At 57.8% G+C, this 15,643-nt stretch carries 15 protein-coding genes and 1 other RNA gene; 10 read left to right on the top strand and 6 right to left on the bottom strand.

The genetic code is table 11. The features are described 5' to 3' along the window. Window positions 1–41 precede the first annotated feature (41 nt). Both dnaK and grpE read right to left on the bottom strand, forming a co-directional pair. A complete protein-coding gene (dnaK, locus tag AB1S50_RS15210) occupies window positions 42–1,979 on the bottom strand; it encodes a molecular chaperone DnaK (protein ID WP_367151778.1) in 1,938 nt (645 codons plus the stop codon). Between the two features lie 123 nt (window positions 1,980–2,102). Beyond that, window positions 2,103–2,744, bottom strand: a complete 642-nt coding sequence (grpE, locus tag AB1S50_RS15205; protein WP_367151777.1) for a nucleotide exchange factor GrpE — start codon at window positions 2,742–2,744, stop codon at window positions 2,103–2,105. 264 nt (window positions 2,745–3,008) lie between these two features. Between grpE and recN the strand changes: the two genes are divergently transcribed. Then, window positions 3,009–4,676: a DNA repair protein RecN gene (recN, locus tag AB1S50_RS15200; RefSeq protein WP_367151776.1), complete on the top strand. Its 1,668-nt coding sequence runs from the start codon at window positions 3,009–3,011 to the stop codon at window positions 4,674–4,676. A gap of 18 nt (window positions 4,677–4,694) precedes the next feature. On the opposite strand, the gene fur is transcribed toward recN, so the two are convergent. Both fur and AB1S50_RS15190 read right to left on the bottom strand, forming a co-directional pair. Then, window positions 4,695–5,111, bottom strand: coding sequence for a ferric iron uptake transcriptional regulator (fur, locus tag AB1S50_RS15195; RefSeq protein ID WP_367151774.1), 417 nt, complete (start codon window positions 5,109–5,111; stop codon window positions 4,695–4,697). Window positions 5,112–5,208: 97 nt separating this feature from the next. Continuing rightward, window positions 5,209–5,415: a hypothetical protein gene (locus AB1S50_RS15190; protein ID WP_367151773.1), complete on the bottom strand. Its 207-nt coding sequence runs from the start codon at window positions 5,413–5,415 to the stop codon at window positions 5,209–5,211. Here AB1S50_RS15190 and AB1S50_RS15185 point away from each other — a divergent pair. Then, complete coding sequence (locus AB1S50_RS15185; RefSeq protein ID WP_367151771.1) at window positions 5,405–5,752, top strand: outer membrane protein assembly factor BamE; 348 nt, start codon at window positions 5,405–5,407, stop codon at window positions 5,750–5,752. The genes AB1S50_RS15190 and AB1S50_RS15185 overlap by 11 nt on opposite strands. A gap of 8 nt (window positions 5,753–5,760) precedes the next feature. Here AB1S50_RS15185 and AB1S50_RS15180 read toward each other — a convergent pair whose 3' ends face one another. Both AB1S50_RS15180 and AB1S50_RS15175 read right to left on the bottom strand, forming a co-directional pair. Beyond that, window positions 5,761–6,078 carry an RnfH family protein gene (locus tag AB1S50_RS15180; protein WP_367151770.1) on the bottom strand — a complete coding sequence of 106 codons (318 nt, stop codon included), beginning with the start codon at window positions 6,076–6,078 and terminating at the stop codon, window positions 5,761–5,763. After that, window positions 6,075–6,515, bottom strand: coding sequence for a type II toxin-antitoxin system RatA family toxin (locus tag AB1S50_RS15175; RefSeq protein WP_367151769.1), 441 nt, complete (start codon window positions 6,513–6,515; stop codon window positions 6,075–6,077). Before AB1S50_RS15175 ends, AB1S50_RS15180 begins: the two co-directional genes overlap by 4 nt. A 196-nt stretch (window positions 6,516–6,711) precedes the next feature. Between AB1S50_RS15175 and AB1S50_RS15170 the strand changes: the two genes are divergently transcribed. The 8 genes from AB1S50_RS15170 to AB1S50_RS15135 all read left to right on the top strand — a co-directional run bounded on the left by AB1S50_RS15170 (window position 6,712) and on the right by AB1S50_RS15135 (window position 15,381). Further along, the gene (locus AB1S50_RS15170) at window positions 6,712–8,130 is read left to right on the top strand and encodes a sodium-dependent transporter (protein ID WP_367151768.1); all 1,419 of its coding nucleotides are present in this window, start codon (window positions 6,712–6,714) and stop codon (window positions 8,128–8,130) included. Between the two features lie 15 nt (window positions 8,131–8,145). Beyond that, window positions 8,146–8,622: an SsrA-binding protein SmpB gene (smpB, locus tag AB1S50_RS15165; RefSeq protein WP_367151767.1), complete on the top strand. Its 477-nt coding sequence runs from the start codon at window positions 8,146–8,148 to the stop codon at window positions 8,620–8,622. A gap of 43 nt (window positions 8,623–8,665) precedes the next feature. Further along, entirely contained in the window at window positions 8,666–10,012 is a 1,347-nt protein-coding gene (locus AB1S50_RS15160) for a sodium-dependent transporter (protein WP_367151766.1), read from the top strand. Window positions 10,013–10,104: 92 nt separating this feature from the next. Next, window positions 10,105–10,456, top strand: a transfer-messenger RNA (tmRNA) gene (gene ssrA, locus AB1S50_RS15155). Window positions 10,457–10,697: 241 nt separating this feature from the next. Then, complete coding sequence (locus tag AB1S50_RS15150; protein WP_367151765.1) at window positions 10,698–11,927, top strand: tyrosine-type recombinase/integrase; 1,230 nt, start codon at window positions 10,698–10,700, stop codon at window positions 11,925–11,927. A gap of 98 nt (window positions 11,928–12,025) precedes the next feature. Continuing rightward, entirely contained in the window at window positions 12,026–12,886 is an 861-nt protein-coding gene (locus tag AB1S50_RS15145) for a hypothetical protein (protein ID WP_367151764.1), read from the top strand. 145 nt (window positions 12,887–13,031) lie between these two features. Next, window positions 13,032–13,262 (top strand): helix-turn-helix transcriptional regulator, encoded by a 231-nt coding sequence (locus tag AB1S50_RS15140; RefSeq protein WP_367151762.1) that lies wholly within the window; start codon window positions 13,032–13,034, stop codon window positions 13,260–13,262. A gap of 1,759 nt (window positions 13,263–15,021) precedes the next feature. Next, the gene (locus AB1S50_RS15135) at window positions 15,022–15,381 is read left to right on the top strand and encodes a hypothetical protein (RefSeq protein WP_367151761.1); all 360 of its coding nucleotides are present in this window, start codon (window positions 15,022–15,024) and stop codon (window positions 15,379–15,381) included. The last annotated feature ends 262 nt before the right edge of the window (window positions 15,382–15,643 follow it).

Here is a 15,643-nt window from a genome sequence, read left to right as displayed (position 1 = left end):
CGCGCCCCGGGAGGGATTCGCTGCTGTTCAGCGAGTGATCATCAGCCCTCTTTCTTGTCGTCCTTAACTTCTTCAAACTCGGCGTCCACGGCGTCATCACCGGCCGCAGACTGCTGCTCCTGTTCACCGCCGGCGGCTTCCGCCCCCTGGGCCGCCTGTGCCTGCTCCGCGTACATCTTTTGCGCCAGCGGGCCGGAAGCCTCGGTCAACTTGGTGGTGGCGGCATCGATGGCTTCCTTATCGTTGCCCTTGACCGCTTCCTCGGCTTCAGTGATGGCCGCTTCGATCGCTGTTTTTTCCTCGGCAGTAGCCTTGTCACCGGCCTCTTCCAGGGTTTTCTTGGTGGCGGAGATCATGCCGTCGAGGGTGTTGCGGGCCTGCACCAGCTCCTCGAACTGCTTGTCCGCCTCGGCGTTGGCCTCGGCATCTGCCACCATTTTTTCGATCTCGTCCTCGGACAGGCCGGAGGAGGCCTTGATCACAATGGACTGCTCCTTGCCGGTGGCCTTGTCCTTGGCGTGTACGTGCAGTATGCCGTTGGCGTCGATATCGAAGGTCACCTCAATCTGCGGCATGCCCCGCGGTGACGGTGGAATGTCCGCCAGGTCGAAGCGGCCCAGGGATTTGTTTTGTGCCGCCTGTTTGCGCTCGCCCTGCACCACATGGATGGTCACTGCCGTCTGGTTGTCTTCCGCAGTGGAGAATACCTGGGACTTCTTGGTGGGGATGGTGGTGTTCTTGTCGATCAGCGGGGTCGCCACACCGCCCATGGTCTCGATGCCCAGGGTCAGCGGGGTCACGTCCAGCAGCAGCACGTCCTTCACGTCACCGGAAAGCACCGCACCCTGAATAGCGGCACCCATGGCCACCGCTTCGTCCGGGTTGACGTCCTTGCGCGGCTCCTTGCCGAAAAACTCGGTGACCTTCTGCTGTACCAGCGGCATACGGGTCTGGCCACCCACCAGAATCACCTCGTCCACGCCGGAAGCGGACAGGTCGGCGTCCTGCAGGGCGATTTTTACCGGCTCCAGGGAGTGGGTCACCAGGTCCTCCACCAGGCTTTCCAGCTTGGCGCGGGTGAGTTTTACAACCAGGTGCTTGGGACCTGTGGCATCCGCGGTGATGTACGGCAGATTCACTTCGGTCTGCTGGCTGGAGGACAGCTCGATCTTGGCTTTTTCCGCAGCTTCTTTCAGGCGCTGCATGGCCAGGGGATCGCCTTTCAGGTCGATGCCCTGCTCTTTCTTGAACTGCTCCGCCAGATAGTCGATCAGGCGCAGGTCAAAGTCTTCGCCCCCGAGGAAGGTGTCCCCGTTGGTGGACAGCACCTCGAATTGCTTCTCGCCGTCCACGTCCGCGATCTCGATAATGGAGATATCGAAGGTGCCGCCACCCAGGTCGTAGACCGCGATGGTGCGGTCGCCGCCCTTCTTGTCCAGACCGTAGGCCAGCGCCGCCGCCGTGGGCTCGTTGATAATGCGCTTGACGTCCAGGCCGGCAATACGGCCGGCATCCTTGGTGGCCTGGCGCTGGGAGTCGTTAAAGTAGGCCGGCACGGTGATCACCGCGGCATCCACCTTTTCACCGAGAAAGTCCTCGGCGGTCTTTTTCATCTTCTTCAGAACTTCGGCGGAGACCTGGGGCGGCGCCTTCTTGTCACCTTTCGCCTCTACCCAGGCATCGCCGTTGTCGGCTTCGACAATCTTGTAGGGCACCATGGTGATGTCTTTCTGCACCACATCGTCCTTGAATTTGCGGCCGATCAGACGCTTGACCGCGAACAGGGTATTCTGGGGGTTGGTGACCGCCTGGCGCTTGGCGGACTGACCCACCAGTATCTCGTTGTCGTCGGTAAAGGCGACGATGGAGGGGGTTGTGCGATCGCCCTCAGCATTCTCGATCACGCGCGCCTTGTCGCCATCCAATACCGCTACACAGCTGTTGGTGGTGCCCAGGTCGATGCCGATAATTTTTCCCATTTGTACAATCCTCGTTTGATGCACACCGCCGCTTCTGTTCTGTCTGCCGTGCGCGAATAAATCCTCTGATGTCAGCTATATTGGTGCCGGCCGGTAAAAATCAAGGCCGCACCGCAGATTCGCCTAGGGCGCCTTGCTGACCACCACCAAAGCCGGACGCACCAGGCGACCGTTGAGCCGATACCCCTTTTGGAACACCTCCAGCACCGTGTTTGGCTCTACATCACCATTGGGTATCTGGGTCATGGCCTGGTGCAACTCCGGGTCGAAAGGCTCCCCCACCGGGTCCACCACCTCCACCGAAAACTTGTTCAGGGTGTCCAAAAAGGACTTGTGGGTGAGTTCGATACCCTCCACCACCGCCTTGTTGGCCTCGTCGTCCACATCGATGCTGGTGAGCGCTCGCTCCAGGTTGTCCACCACCGGCAACAGATCCTGCAGCAGTCGCTCGACCGCGAACTTGTGCGCCTTTTCCACATCCTGCTGTGCGCGGCGGCGGGCATTCTGCGCCTCCGCCTGCGCCCTTATGGCCAGGTCTTTCTGTATAGCCAGCTGTTCGCGCAGGCCGATGATCTCCTCCTGCAGTGCCTCGGGACTTTCCGAAGCCGCGTGCAGGGCCTCCTCGGCCTGGTGCTGCGCCTCCTCCGTAGGCTCCTCGAGGTCGGCAGCCACACTCTCCTCCGCCGTATCTGTGTCCGCGCCAAGCGACTCTGTATCCGCCGCCCCCTGTTCGATCTGGTCTTCTTCGCTGCGCTCTCTGGCCACTGCTGTCTCCGTCGCGTGGATTGTCAGTTACATGGAAATCTGCCCCAGTGTGGGCGTTGCTGTGCAATATGGGGCCTTATCCGCAATCTTCAAGGGGTATTTTGGCGCTGTTTGGCACTGCGCCGCCAAGGTGGCGGGGGCAGAACAAATACTGTATAAACAGCCACTAGTCGGCGGCGGGGCGGAGATGCCGGATCGGCGCGATTATCCCAGTTCTGGCGCCCCGCCCGCTCACGATAACAAGAGCCACGGGAAGCCGTTTCTATGTTGCTGCACCTGTCGATCAGCCAATTCACCCTAGTGGACCAGCTGGAGCTGGAATTCGGCCCGGGCACAAGTGCCCTGACCGGTGAGACGGGAGCGGGCAAGTCCATCACCCTGGACGCCCTTGGCCTGGCGCTGGGCGACCGCGGCAGTGCGGAGCTGGTGCGCGCCGGCGCCCCCAGGGCGGATATCCACGCAACCTTCGACATCAGCGGCCACCCCGAGGCGTCCGCCTGGCTTGAAGAACAGGAACTGGATACCGGCAGCGAGGTCATTCTGCGCCGCACCATCGGCGCCGACGGGCGCTCGCGCGCCTATATCAATGGACAGCCGGTGACATTGCTGCAACTGCGCGCCCTCGGCGAGCAGCTGATCGATATCCACAGCCAGCACGAGCATCAATCGCTGCTGAAAAGGGATACCCACCGCCGCCTGCTGGACGAATTCGCCCAGGCCCAGGAGCTGACAGCCGAGACCCGCAGCCGCTACAAAAGCTGGCGGGACCACTACCAGCGCTACCGCAGCCTCGCCGACAGCGCCGAGGAAACCGAGGCCCGGCGCCAATTGCTGCGATATCAACTGGAGGAACTGCAGCAACTGGATCTGCAGGGGGAGGAGATAGCACAACTGGAAAGTGAACAGCGCCAGCTGGCCAACGCCGGCCAGATCCTCAACGGCAGCTATCAGCTGGCCGCCCTGCTGAACGGGGGTGAAGGGGATATCGCCGAACAGCTCCACCGCGCGCTACAGCTGTTGTCGGCCATGCCGGAACAGCCGGCGGCACTGGCCGAAGTGGCGCAGATGCTCGACGGTGCCCGCATCCAGGTGGATGAAGCCAGTAGCAGCCTCTCCCGCCATATCGACCGCTTCGAGATGGACCCGGAGCGTCTCGCCGAAGTCGAGGAGCGCCTGAGCGCCATCTATCAGGCGGCGCGCAAGCATCGGGTGCAGCCGGATGAGCTGTTGGGACTGCAACAGCAGCTGCAGGCGGAACTGGATGAGATGGGAACCCCGGATGCCCTGGACAAGCTGGCAGAGACCTGCGCCAACTTGGAGCGGCACTACCGCGACACGGCCACCAGGCTGAGCGCCCTGAGAACCAAAGCGGCAGAATCCCTGGCGCAAGCGGTCAACCGCCAGCTGGCGGACCTCGCCATGCCCCACGCGCGGGTGGAGCTGGCCCTGCAGCCCCTGGAAAAACCCGCTGCCACCGGCCTGGAAGAAGTGGAAATTCTGATTGCCACCAACCCGGGCCAGCCCTCCCGACCCCTGGGCAAAATCGCTTCCGGTGGCGAACTGTCGCGGGTAAGCCTGGCCATTCAGGTCGTCACCGCCCAGACCTCCCGCACCCCCACCCTGGTATTTGACGAGGTGGATGTGGGTATCGGCGGTGCCACCGGGGATGTGGTCGGCCGCCTGCTGCGCCAACTGGGCGAATCCCGCAACGACCGCAGCGGCCAGGTCATCTGCGTGACGCACCTGGCCCAGGTGGCCGCGCGGGCACACCGCCACTACCTGGTGGAAAAGCACAGCAGCGGAAAAGCGGCTCTGGTGTCGCTGCGGGAACTGGGGGATGGCGAGCGCCGCGCTGAAGTGGCGCGCATGCTGGGCGGCGAGGCCACCGAACAGTCGCTGGCTCACGCCGGGGAAATGCTGACCCGGGCCTGACGCCCTGGGGGCGCCGGTTCAGCTCTTACCGTTCTTTTCCTTTACATACAGCACCAGGCTGTGGCCGGTAAGCTCATAGCCGTGCTCTTCGGCAATCCGTTTCTGCAGCTGCTCGATCTCCTCGTTGTGGAATTCGATCACCTTGCCGGTGTCAGTGCACACCATATGGTCATGGTGATCCCCCCGGTCCAGCTCGAACACAGAGTGGCCGCCGTCGAAATTGTGCCGCATCACCAGGCCCGCACTCTCAAACTGGGTCAGGACCCGGTAGACGGTGGCCAGGCCCACGTCCTCACCCGCCTCCAGCAGCATCTTGTACACGTCTTCAGCGCTCAGGTGCTGATCGCTGGCGCTCTCCAGCAGCTGCAGTATCTTGACCCTGGGCAGGGTGACCTTCAGCCCCGCCTTGCGCAGTTCTTGATTCTCGTTCGCCATGAATATCCTGCCCCCTCAGGGTTCCTTTTGTCCGCCGTTGGGCCCGATTTTCGCCAACCCAAGTGCCGCCGGACCATTGTATGCCGCGCCCCGCCTGTCAGCGGTGCGCCTCTTCGGGTATTATCCACGGCCTGCGGATACAGCGGAACCCCAAGAGGCCATTGAGCAGCTCGGGCGGTCCCGGGGGAACTTTTTTCTCCCGCGAAGAACTACCCTGTTTACCAGCGACAAAAACAAAGCCCTGGGCCCGCGGCGGCGATCCATTGCCACCGCGATACAGTATGGAGTCACCAATGCCAGCCATCGCGAAAATCCTCCTGATCACCTGCCTGTATGCGCTGCTCAGCGCGTGCAGCCTGATCAAGTTCCCGGGCGTGCACCGCATTCCCATACAGCAGGGCAACATAGTCACCCAGGAAATGGTGGATCAGCTCAAGCCCGGCATGACCCGCCGGCAGGTGCGCTTTGTGCTGGGTACCCCACTGCTGGAGGACACTTTTAACGCCGACCGCTGGGATTACGTCAACCGGGTGCGCGATCCCCGCGGCAGGGTCACCGAGAAGAACTTCTCCGTGTTCTTCAACGGCGACATACTGATCGCTACCAGCGGTGACTGGCAGCCGGCGGACTGGCCCCAGTAAACCGGCCCTCAGCCCCCCCTGGCTTTCTCCGCCCGCCGCCGGCGCGCCTCCTTCGGGTCCGCGATCAACGGGCGATAGACTTCCACCCGGTCCCCCGGTTGCAGAACATACTGGTCCGCCGGTGCCAGCCCCCTGGTACCCAGCGCCTGGCCAAAGATGCCCAACCGGGCCGTATTTGCATCCACCTCTGGATACTCCTCCGGAATGCCCGAACGCAGCAGCGCCTCCAGGGCCGTGGTACCCGGCGCTACCAGCAATCGCACCAGACGCTGCTCATGGGGCAGCGCGTAGACCACTTCCACCGCTATGGTTTTCAGCTCAGTCATGACGCCTCGCCATAAACACGCGCTGCGCGCTCGCACATGGCATCCACCATCTGGTTGGCGAGGTCGCTGAACAGTTTGCCTGCCGCCGCTGCTACCAGGCGGTTTTTCATACTGAATGCCAGTGAAAAGGTCACCCGGCAGGCGCTCTCCGCCAGGGGCGTAAACTGCCAGAAACCGGAAAAATCCGCGAAGGGCCCATCCACCAGGCTCAAGAGCATCCGCTCGGGACGCCGCAGCTGATTACGGGTCACAAAACTCTGGCGGATACCCGCCCGGGCCAGATCCAGACGCGCTTCCAGCGTATGCTCATCGCTGTACAAAATTTCGGCTCCACGGCAACCAGGCAGAAATTGCGGATAACTGGCCACATCGTTAACCAGGTCGAACATCTGCTCGGCGCTGTACATCACCAGCGCACTGCGCTCTATTTGTGCCATTTTTGGTTCACTTCCGCTATCAGGTAACAATCCGGCCCAGCCGCAGGGACAAACCCCAATTTTGCCAGGGGGCGCTACTCAAGCAAGGCAATTCCTGTAACAATCGCACTTTTAATCGGCCGCAAGCTCAAATACCAACCATAGCGGCCCCCAGATTGCCCCCGGGGCAAAAGAATAACAGGCAGGCGCGAGAACTATGGCAGCAGCAAGAGAGCACTTTGGATCCCGACTGGGTTTTATTCTGGCCGCGGCGGGTTCCGCTGTAGGAATCGGCAATCTGGTGGCATTCCCGGTGGCCGCCACCAAGAGCGGCGGCGGCGCCTTCCTGCTGGTCTACGCCCTGTTTGTCCTGTTTATCTGTCTGCCGGTCATGATGGCGGAACTGGCCCTTGGCCGCAAAACTGACAAGGACCCGGTAGGTGCCTACCGCCAGCTCTCCGGCGGCTCCCGCCTGTGGAGCCTGCCCGGCTGGCTGGCCCTGATAACCCCCTTCATGATCGCCGTCTTCTACCTGGTGGTAACTGTCTGGGTCCTCGGCTACCTGATCGAAACCCTGACCGGCAACCTCGATATGCTCGCCACCGAAGCCTACTTCGGTCAGTTTATCAACTCACCGGTGGTATTTGTTTACCTGGTTGTGCTGATGCTGGCGATCAACGGTATTCTCGCCCTGGGGGTAAAAGACGGAATCGAGCGCGCCGCCAAGACCCTGATGCCCACTTTGTTCGTGATGTTGATTGGCCTTGCCACTTTCGTGCTGATGCAGGAAAACGCCATTTTGGGGGTCAAATACTACCTGGTTCCGGACTTCTCCAAACTGAATGCGGAAGTCGTCAAGAACGCCATGTCTCAGGCATTCTTCTCCCTGTCTCTGGGCATGGGCATCATGATCACCTACGGTTCCTACATGAAGCGCAAGGATTCCATTCCCGGCTCCGCCAAAGTCGTTGCGCTCACCGACACCCTGGTAGCCTTTTCCGCGGGTCTGCTGATTCTGCCCAGTATCTTCCACTTTAATCCGCAGATAGACCCCACTGAACTGAGCGACTCCTCCGCCGGCATGATCTTCCTGTTCCTGCCGAAGATCTTCCTGGCCCTGCAGGAAAATATCGGCTACCTGGGTGCCAGCATCTTCGCCGCGGTATTTTTCTTTCTGGTGCTGGTTGCGGCACTCACCTCCCTGGTATCCATTATCGAGGTCCCGGTGGCGACCCTGCGCGACGAGCGCGGTATGGAGCGCAAAAAAGCCATTTACGTGATCGCCGCAGTACAACTGGTGCTCGCCATAGCCTGCGCAGTTTCCTTCGGCATGGTTGACTGGTTCACCAATTTCATCCACCTCGCCGGCAGCGATAAATCCTTCTTCGACCTGGTTGAACTGATTTTCTACAACACCATTCTGCCGCTCAACGGCCTACTGGTGTGCCTGTTTGTGATTTACAAATGGAAAAAGAGCAATCTGGACTTGGAATTGCAGGAGGGGGACGCTGGCTTCATGGGCTCGCTATCCCAGAAGTACGTCAACTTTTCTCTGGGCAGCTTCATCCCATTGATCCTGCTGCTGATCTTTATCAACACCGTCGCAATCAATTTCTTCGGTTACAGTTTCATCTAGGCAATCGTTGTTTCCATGGCCAAAAAGAAAAGCGCACCCTCGAATACCATCGCCCTCAACAAGAAGGCCCGGCACGACTACTTCATTGAGGACAAGTTCGAGGCGGGCCTGGAGCTGCAGGGCTGGGAAGTAAAAAGTTGCCGCGAGGGCAAGGCCCAGCTCACCGACAGCTACGTTATTTTCAAGCGTGGCGAGGCCTGGCTGCTCGGCGCGCGCATACAGCCCCTGCCCAGCGCCTCCACCCATTTCGTCACCGAGCCGGACCGCACCAGAAGGCTGCTGCTGAACAAGCGCGAGCTGTCCAGGCTTATCGCCGCTGTGGAACAAAAGGGACACACAGTAGTCGCCACAGCACTCTATTGGAAAAAGCACTTGATCAAATGTGAAATTGCCCTGGCCAAGGGCAAGGCCAGCCACGACAAGCGCGAAACAGAAAAAGAACGCGACTGGAATCGCGAAAAACAACGCCTGATGCGCGCGACGCACCGCTGACCACAGGTAAACCGCTTACAAGAACATAATTACAGGATTTCTCATGAGTGCACCCAGAGGACAATTCAGCTCCAACGTCGGCTTTCTGATGGCCGCAGCTGGCTCCGCCGTGGGCCTCGGCAACATCTGGGGATTCCCCACCAAGGCCGCCAGCAACGGCGGCGCCGCCTTCGTTGTCATCTACCTGCTACTTGCGTTCGTCCTCGCCTACCCGGCGCTGATGGCCGAACTGACCATCGGCCGTCACGCCCGCCGCAATATGGTGCAGGCCCTGCGGGAGATTTCCACCGGGCCAGTCAGCCGGTTTTTCGCCAACCTCACCGGATTTGGCGGCATCCTGATCGCTTCGTTGATCCTGAGTTTTTATGCCATCGTGGCCGGCTGGATGGTCGCCCACCTGGCGGAGCCATTCGCTACCCTGATCGGCGCCAGCAGCACGGCCGACTGGCTTACCAGCAGCAGTACCGCACGCAATATGACCTTTACCGCGATTTTCAGCGGGCTCACCATGCTGATCATCGCCAGTGGGGTGGAAAAAGGTATCGAGCGCTGGTCCACGCTCCTGATGCCCTCGCTGATCATCCTGTTACTGCTGTTGATCATGTATGTACTGACCCAGCCGGGCGCCATTATCGGGCTGCAGGTCTACCTCATGCCGGATTTCAGCCAAGTTTCACCGGAACTGCTGCTGTCCGCCATGGGCCAGGCCTTCTTTTCCCTGTCCCTGGGTGTGGGCACCATGCTGATCTATGGGTCCTACCTCAGCCAGCAGGAGAGCCTGCCACGCCTGGGGGTACTGGTTACCCTGATAGATGTCGGTATCGCCTTCACCGCGGGGCTGCTGATCCTGCCGGCCATGTACGTGGCCCAGGAGGCGGGCACCCAGATCTTCGCCGACGACGGCAGCCTCATTGCCGGCCCGGGCCTGATCCTGCAGGTACTGCCGGCCCTGTTTGACTCGATGGGTACCATCGGTCTGGTTGTGGCCCTAGCCTTCTTCGCCCTGATGACCATCGCCTCCCTCACCTCGTCCATCTCCATGCTGGAGGTCCCCGTGGCCTTCTCCATCGAAAACCTGAAGCTGCCCCGCCGCAGCGCCACCCTGCTGGTGGGCCTGGTCATCTTTGCCATCAGCAGTGTCATCATCTTCAATTTCGACGCCCTTTTCGGGCTCGTCATCAGCATCAGTACCGAGTACGGGCAGCCGCTGCTGGGGGTATCCCTGTGCATCTTCGCCGGCTGGATATGGCGGCGGGACCAGCTGCTGCAGGAACTGCGCAAGGGCCACGAGAACATAGAGCAGACCCCGTTCTGGAAAATCTGGCCCTGGTATGTGCGCGTCGTCTGCCCGCTGCTGATCCTCGCAGCCTTTGTACAGACCCTCCTGTAAAATATGACCCGCGGGGCAAATTGGGCCTTGTCCGCCAGTTCGCCCCGCCGCCAATTGAGGTATAATGGAAACCAAGCCGCAAGGTTCACATCGGGGATGACTTGGATTCGACGCCGGTGACGAAACCATGGGTGCATGCCGTGATGGCAGCCAATCACGTAAATCCAAAGCTGCAATTTATAGTTGCCAACGACGACAACTACGCTCTAGCGGCTTAAGCCCGCTAGCGGTCGCCAGCAAGGTTCCAGTACCGCGCTGTCGGCTGTAATACAGAACTGGATCGCCGTGAAGCCTGTCTGGAGTGGATCGGTTAAAACTTTACAGACTCGCTCATTGCGTCCTGCCCGCCGGGCTGTGTGAGTTAAATCAATAGACGGAACTAAGCATGTAGAGCCTCTGGCAGAGTGCTGACGGACGCGGGTTCGACTCCCGCCATCTCCACCAAATCACTGTCTTAGACAGACCCTAAAAGCCCCGAAAGCCCAGTGTTTTCGGGGCTTTTGCTTATCTGACCAATCCCGGTTAATCTAAGCCAACCCGTCCAAATCTAGCGGTTCTTGGACGGGTTCTTGGACGGGTTGAGCAAAGCGACGCTATCCAGCCCGTCCAAAACTGGCGGAAAGCCTTTAACCATGAGGGGTAGCGGGATTCTCTACCCAACACAGTTCAGAGTGGAATTGAACCCATGCCGCTATCAGACACAAAGATACGGGCGCTCAAGCCCCGGCACAGAAAGTACCTTGAGGCCGATGAAAAAGGCCTATCCATTGAAGTTACCCCCACTGGAGCCAAGCGCTGGCTATTCCGCTTCCGTCTCCATGGCAAGCGCCCGGAAGTAGCCCTGGGCCTCTACCCGGACGTCCCCCTCAAACGAGCAAGGGAATTGCGCGACGAAGCCCGCACCTATGTGGCAGAGGGTATTGACCCCCGCGATATAAAGCGGGCCCGCAAAGAGTCGGCTCTGGAATCCAGTCGCAATAGTTTCGCTACTGTTAGTGAAGAGTGGTACACCGCTAAAATGGCCCACCTCTCCAGCTCATCCAAGGACCGTGCTGCCCTCGCCTTAGAGCGCGACCTAAAACCCTATCTGGGCAAGCGCCCAATTTCTGAAATCACTCCACCGGAAGTACTGCGCTGCCTGCGCCGTATTGAAAGCCGAGGAACCCTGGAGACCGCCCACCGGGTTAAGCGGGTGGCCAGCCAGGTATTCCGCTTTGCCGTAGCCACCGGCAGAGCCGACCGGGACCCGACGACCGACCTGAGCGGTGCCCTCACCCCCACGAAGAAAAAACACCTCGCAGCAATTACTGACCCCGTAGAAGTCGGGCGCCTGCTAACCGCCATAGATGGATACCAAGGCACTCCCGTAGTGAGAATGGCCCTCAAGTTGTCCCCGCTACTTTTCTGCCGGCCCGGTGAACTACGCAAGCTGGAATGGCAGGAAATCAACTGGAAGACCCGCCAGATAGAAATACCGGGCAAGAAGATGAAGACGGCTCATCCCCATATAATCCCGCTGGCAGAGCAGTCGCTGAACCTGCTGCGCGACATAGAGCCCCTCACCGGGCGCGGTCCATATGTATTTCCCTCCGCTAGAGGCCGGAGCCGCCCGTTATCTGATAACGGTGTGAGGACCGCGCTAAGGTCGCTTGGCTACGATAATGACACCATGACCGCCCACGGTTTCCGCGCAATGGCTCGCACCTTGCTGGATGAGGTTCTGGGCTTCCGTGTGGACTATATAGAGCACCAACTGGCGCACGAAGTGAAAGACACGCTAGGGCGCGCATACAACCGCACCAAGCATTTACCTCAGCGCGCGGCGATGATGCAAAAATGGGCGGACTACCTGGACAACTTGCGCGAGCAGACGAAGGCTGGCAACGTGATAACCGCCAGGTTCGGCACACAATAACATTCAAATTTCAGCGTTTAGGTTAACTCACAACAAGCCACAACCCTCAGTGACAAAACTCTTTATTTATATGAAATTCGCTGTGAAGGGAGGGAAAAATGAAGGACTGGCATTCGCTCAACCTAATTTCATTGCGCAACCTTTCTCAAAAGGACCAGGGCCTAGATATCAGGCTTTTAGCTCACTCGCTCTCTACAGCTCAAATTTCACTTTATACCCTTATTGCAGAGAACCTACCAACTAGATTCGTTTGCCGTAACATAGGTGGATCTTGGATCAGCATTGAGAGCGAGATATGGGAGAAGACTGGCCCGAAGCATGGTTTTGAGGCTTTTGCTATAGACGAATTCACAAGCAAGATTATTGCGGAGCAGATACTTTACGATCTAACTCTATCCGGAGAAAAAAGCAGCTTAGAAGGCTCATTGCCTTGTGAATGGATCGGATTGTACGGCAGTAAGCGGGCGGTAGAATTATCCGCCATCCAGGAAGTGATGTTTCCAAATAAAGCTACCAAGTACGATGAAACGATGTCGCCATACGTCTTCCCTAAAAGAACTCAAGACCCTAGCAAAGGAACGATTATTGTTCATCGCGATTATCTATGTACTTTAATTAGTGACCTGTTAGTCATCGAAACGGCGTGGGAAAAGCTATCCACTCTCAAGTCAACGACCACCGCAAATGAAGGAAAAGGCCAGAACACGACCCCAGGTTTCGAGGCTGGCATGGCCCCTCATTGGGGTGAGGGCCTGCGAACCATCATCAACTTGGCAAATCGGCTTTGGGGGCCCAACAGTGTGAACCCCAATGACGAGGCCACATTTCCAGTAAACACCCATGTCATAGCAGAGCTTGAGGAGAGAGGATTCAACCATCGCATAGCAAAAGAACTTGCCAAAGTCATTCGCCCAGAGTGGGGCAAGGTAATTTCCAAGAAAAAACCCATTAAGCAGTGACCCCCTCTTAGCTCCATTCTGCCTGGCTTTCCGGGGGAGCATCACTAATTCAGTGACACAGTGACACCCTAACGGCTGTATTTTTACACAGTTATTCCGCATACAGTACGTATCGATCTCAACAAACCCATAGGAGAATCGATACATGCTAGACAACGTATCCCACCCCCAATCCATCAACCCCTCCGCCATGTACCGGGCTCGCGACTGCGCCCGGTTCTATTCCATAGGCCTGTCCACTTGGTGGCATTGGGCGAAAACAGGAAAAGCCAAGCGCGGTACCAAAATAGGCCCCAAAACCACGGTATGGGATGGCGCCTATCTGCTGGAACTTAAGCAAAAACTAATGACTGAAACCGAAAGTCGCGGAGGGTGATGGCCTTGGGCATAAGCGAAGCCGTCTCAAAACAAAGCGATCCCGGCACAGGTGAAAAGAACAGCATGAATAACAGCAACTCCTGGACCACGGGACGCTCAATCCGCGGGACACGACGCCCTCCACCATCTCTTCAGACAAGAGTGCTTCTAACCCCACATAAAGGCCCATGCCGCAGGCGAAACTTCGACAACTTGGCAAGGGCCATCAACAACTTGAGCGTAATGATTCCTCTTGGGAAACACAGCATTCGAAATATATGCCGGAAAGCCAGCCAAAAAGACCGCGACGGCATCACTGGGAACCATTGGGCCTACTCCCTGCATAGCAGCGGTCGCCAACGTATAAACTCCGTTATCTTGTTGGGAAGCTAATGAACGCGCCCGTTAGAGAGCTTCTGAAGCGACTTCTAGCGCGGGGGGATGGTCTAGCGGTCAACCTTGGCCGACTTACCCTATCCCCCGCCAGTGGCCAGCCTGTGCCCACTGGATGGCTGTCAGGCCATGAGCGGCCCCTTATCCTCGAAGCAGCCCGTTTAGCCGGCTTGGATGCCCTGGAGTATATCAGCTATTCAGTGGGGAACTATGGCCCCGGCAGGCGCGGCGGAGTATCACTACAATTCCGCAACCTTATCGACGGCAGCGAGCGCTATTCCGTGTTCAACGCGGAGACGCGTCGAAGCAGGAGTACCAGACATGGAAAGAAAGGCACTCCGCTACCCCGAGGCCAATTCCGAATAACCCAACGCTTCAAGTTCTACGGCTTCTGGTTATCCACGGGACTGGCTACGCCCCGTCGCTTGAGCGCCTTCCACGACTATATGGGCAAACTCTCTGGTTTGATATTTACGGGTACCGCACCTGACGGTAGGCGCCTCAATGATGCCCGCCCGTTGTCAGTCAGTAATTCTGAGTTGATACAGTTAATGGAGTTGAATCTGCCCGACATCCCCCGGACAAGCGCCAGACACTCCCCGGACAACTCCCGGACAAAAGTGCCGGACAGGATATCCCCAAAAAACCAGCTGTTGCGCGGACCTGAGGCAATTCAAACTACGGGGCAGGAAAAGCGCGATGATAAGGTAATAAGAATACACGGATATAAGGGAATACCCACCCCCCCTCAAGAGCAGACCAATGAAGAGTGGCTGGAAGATTATGGGACCGGAGACTGATTCAAGCCTTTCAGCCGACCCACCCCAAATTCAACTCTGCAAATACAATGGCTGGCACGATATTCTACCGAAAGTATTGAAAGCAACTGGACATAAGATGCATACTGATGACGTTACGGCAACATCCGTAGCCGGGATTGGTACCCCGTATCTCCAGGGCGCCGGAAAGACGCCTCTAGTAATATGCGTCTTTTTTTGTGCGCGAGACCTCGTAGTTATGGCGGGGTATTCGGGGGGCCTTCGGGCCCGCCGTTTCCTTGGAGCGGTAGTACCAACCCGTCTACCCCGCCACCCTAATTGAGCTTGGTACCTCTTTGGTGGCGGATCATCTGTCATCCAGGGAGGCTATCATGCCAAATCACACCCGAACTACGTCTTATTACCCGGCGAGTTCACTTCTAACCCATGCCTTCGACATTGCATCCCTCGGAATCGAAAACACCAACCGGCTGCACGCACTCTTTTTTGCCATTACCCGAATACACAACAACCCCAGCCTTACTTTGGAGCTGGCGCAAGCCGGCATCGAACTCTGCGACGTATATCAAAGCTGCTTTAACGCCGAACAAAACTCGCTCGTAAAATATGGAAAGGGCAGAAGCGGTAGATAGCACAGGCAACCTCACTGTCTGTATTCCACCTACCACGATATGTCGATTTTTTGGCTTTACACCTCAACATTTCTCAACATTTTTAGTTGAAATTGGCGCTAAAAACATCATATTCTTCGTCTTTAAAAGCGATAACCTCACTATGCGTATGCCTGTCGCTCTTTTCGAGGCCGCGAAATTACCAGCTGCAGATCATCCAATAGCAGAAGCCGCCAGCAAAAAGACTAACCTTCCTCCATACGACTTGCTGCGCTATATCGGAAATATCAGCAAACACAAGGAGCATTGCTTAGCAGGGCTTGTCTTAGAGTATCAACAAATCCATTTGACATGACCTCAGGTAACGCACTTGAAATCGATACCAGATACAATCTAAATCGGTCCGCAACTGTGACTTAGTTCACCATATCCCTGCGTGTAATGACATGTAATTGCTTAGCCTTGATCGACATTGTATGGGGTAGCCTGATTTCTCCGGACAGTCCCGATTGTTACCATAGGCAATTGGGAGTATGTAATGACTATGAGAAAGACTTATTCAATAGAGTTTCGTTCAGAGGCCGTAAAGCTGGTCCTTGAGCAGGGCTTGACGCAGG

It is taken from the genome of Microbulbifer discodermiae (assembly GCF_040742695.1).
In the GTDB taxonomy this organism is placed as follows: domain Bacteria; phylum Pseudomonadota; class Gammaproteobacteria; order Pseudomonadales; family Cellvibrionaceae; genus Microbulbifer.
Note: the sequence above shows the minus strand (reverse complement) of the source record. Positions and strands in the feature narration are given on the sequence as shown.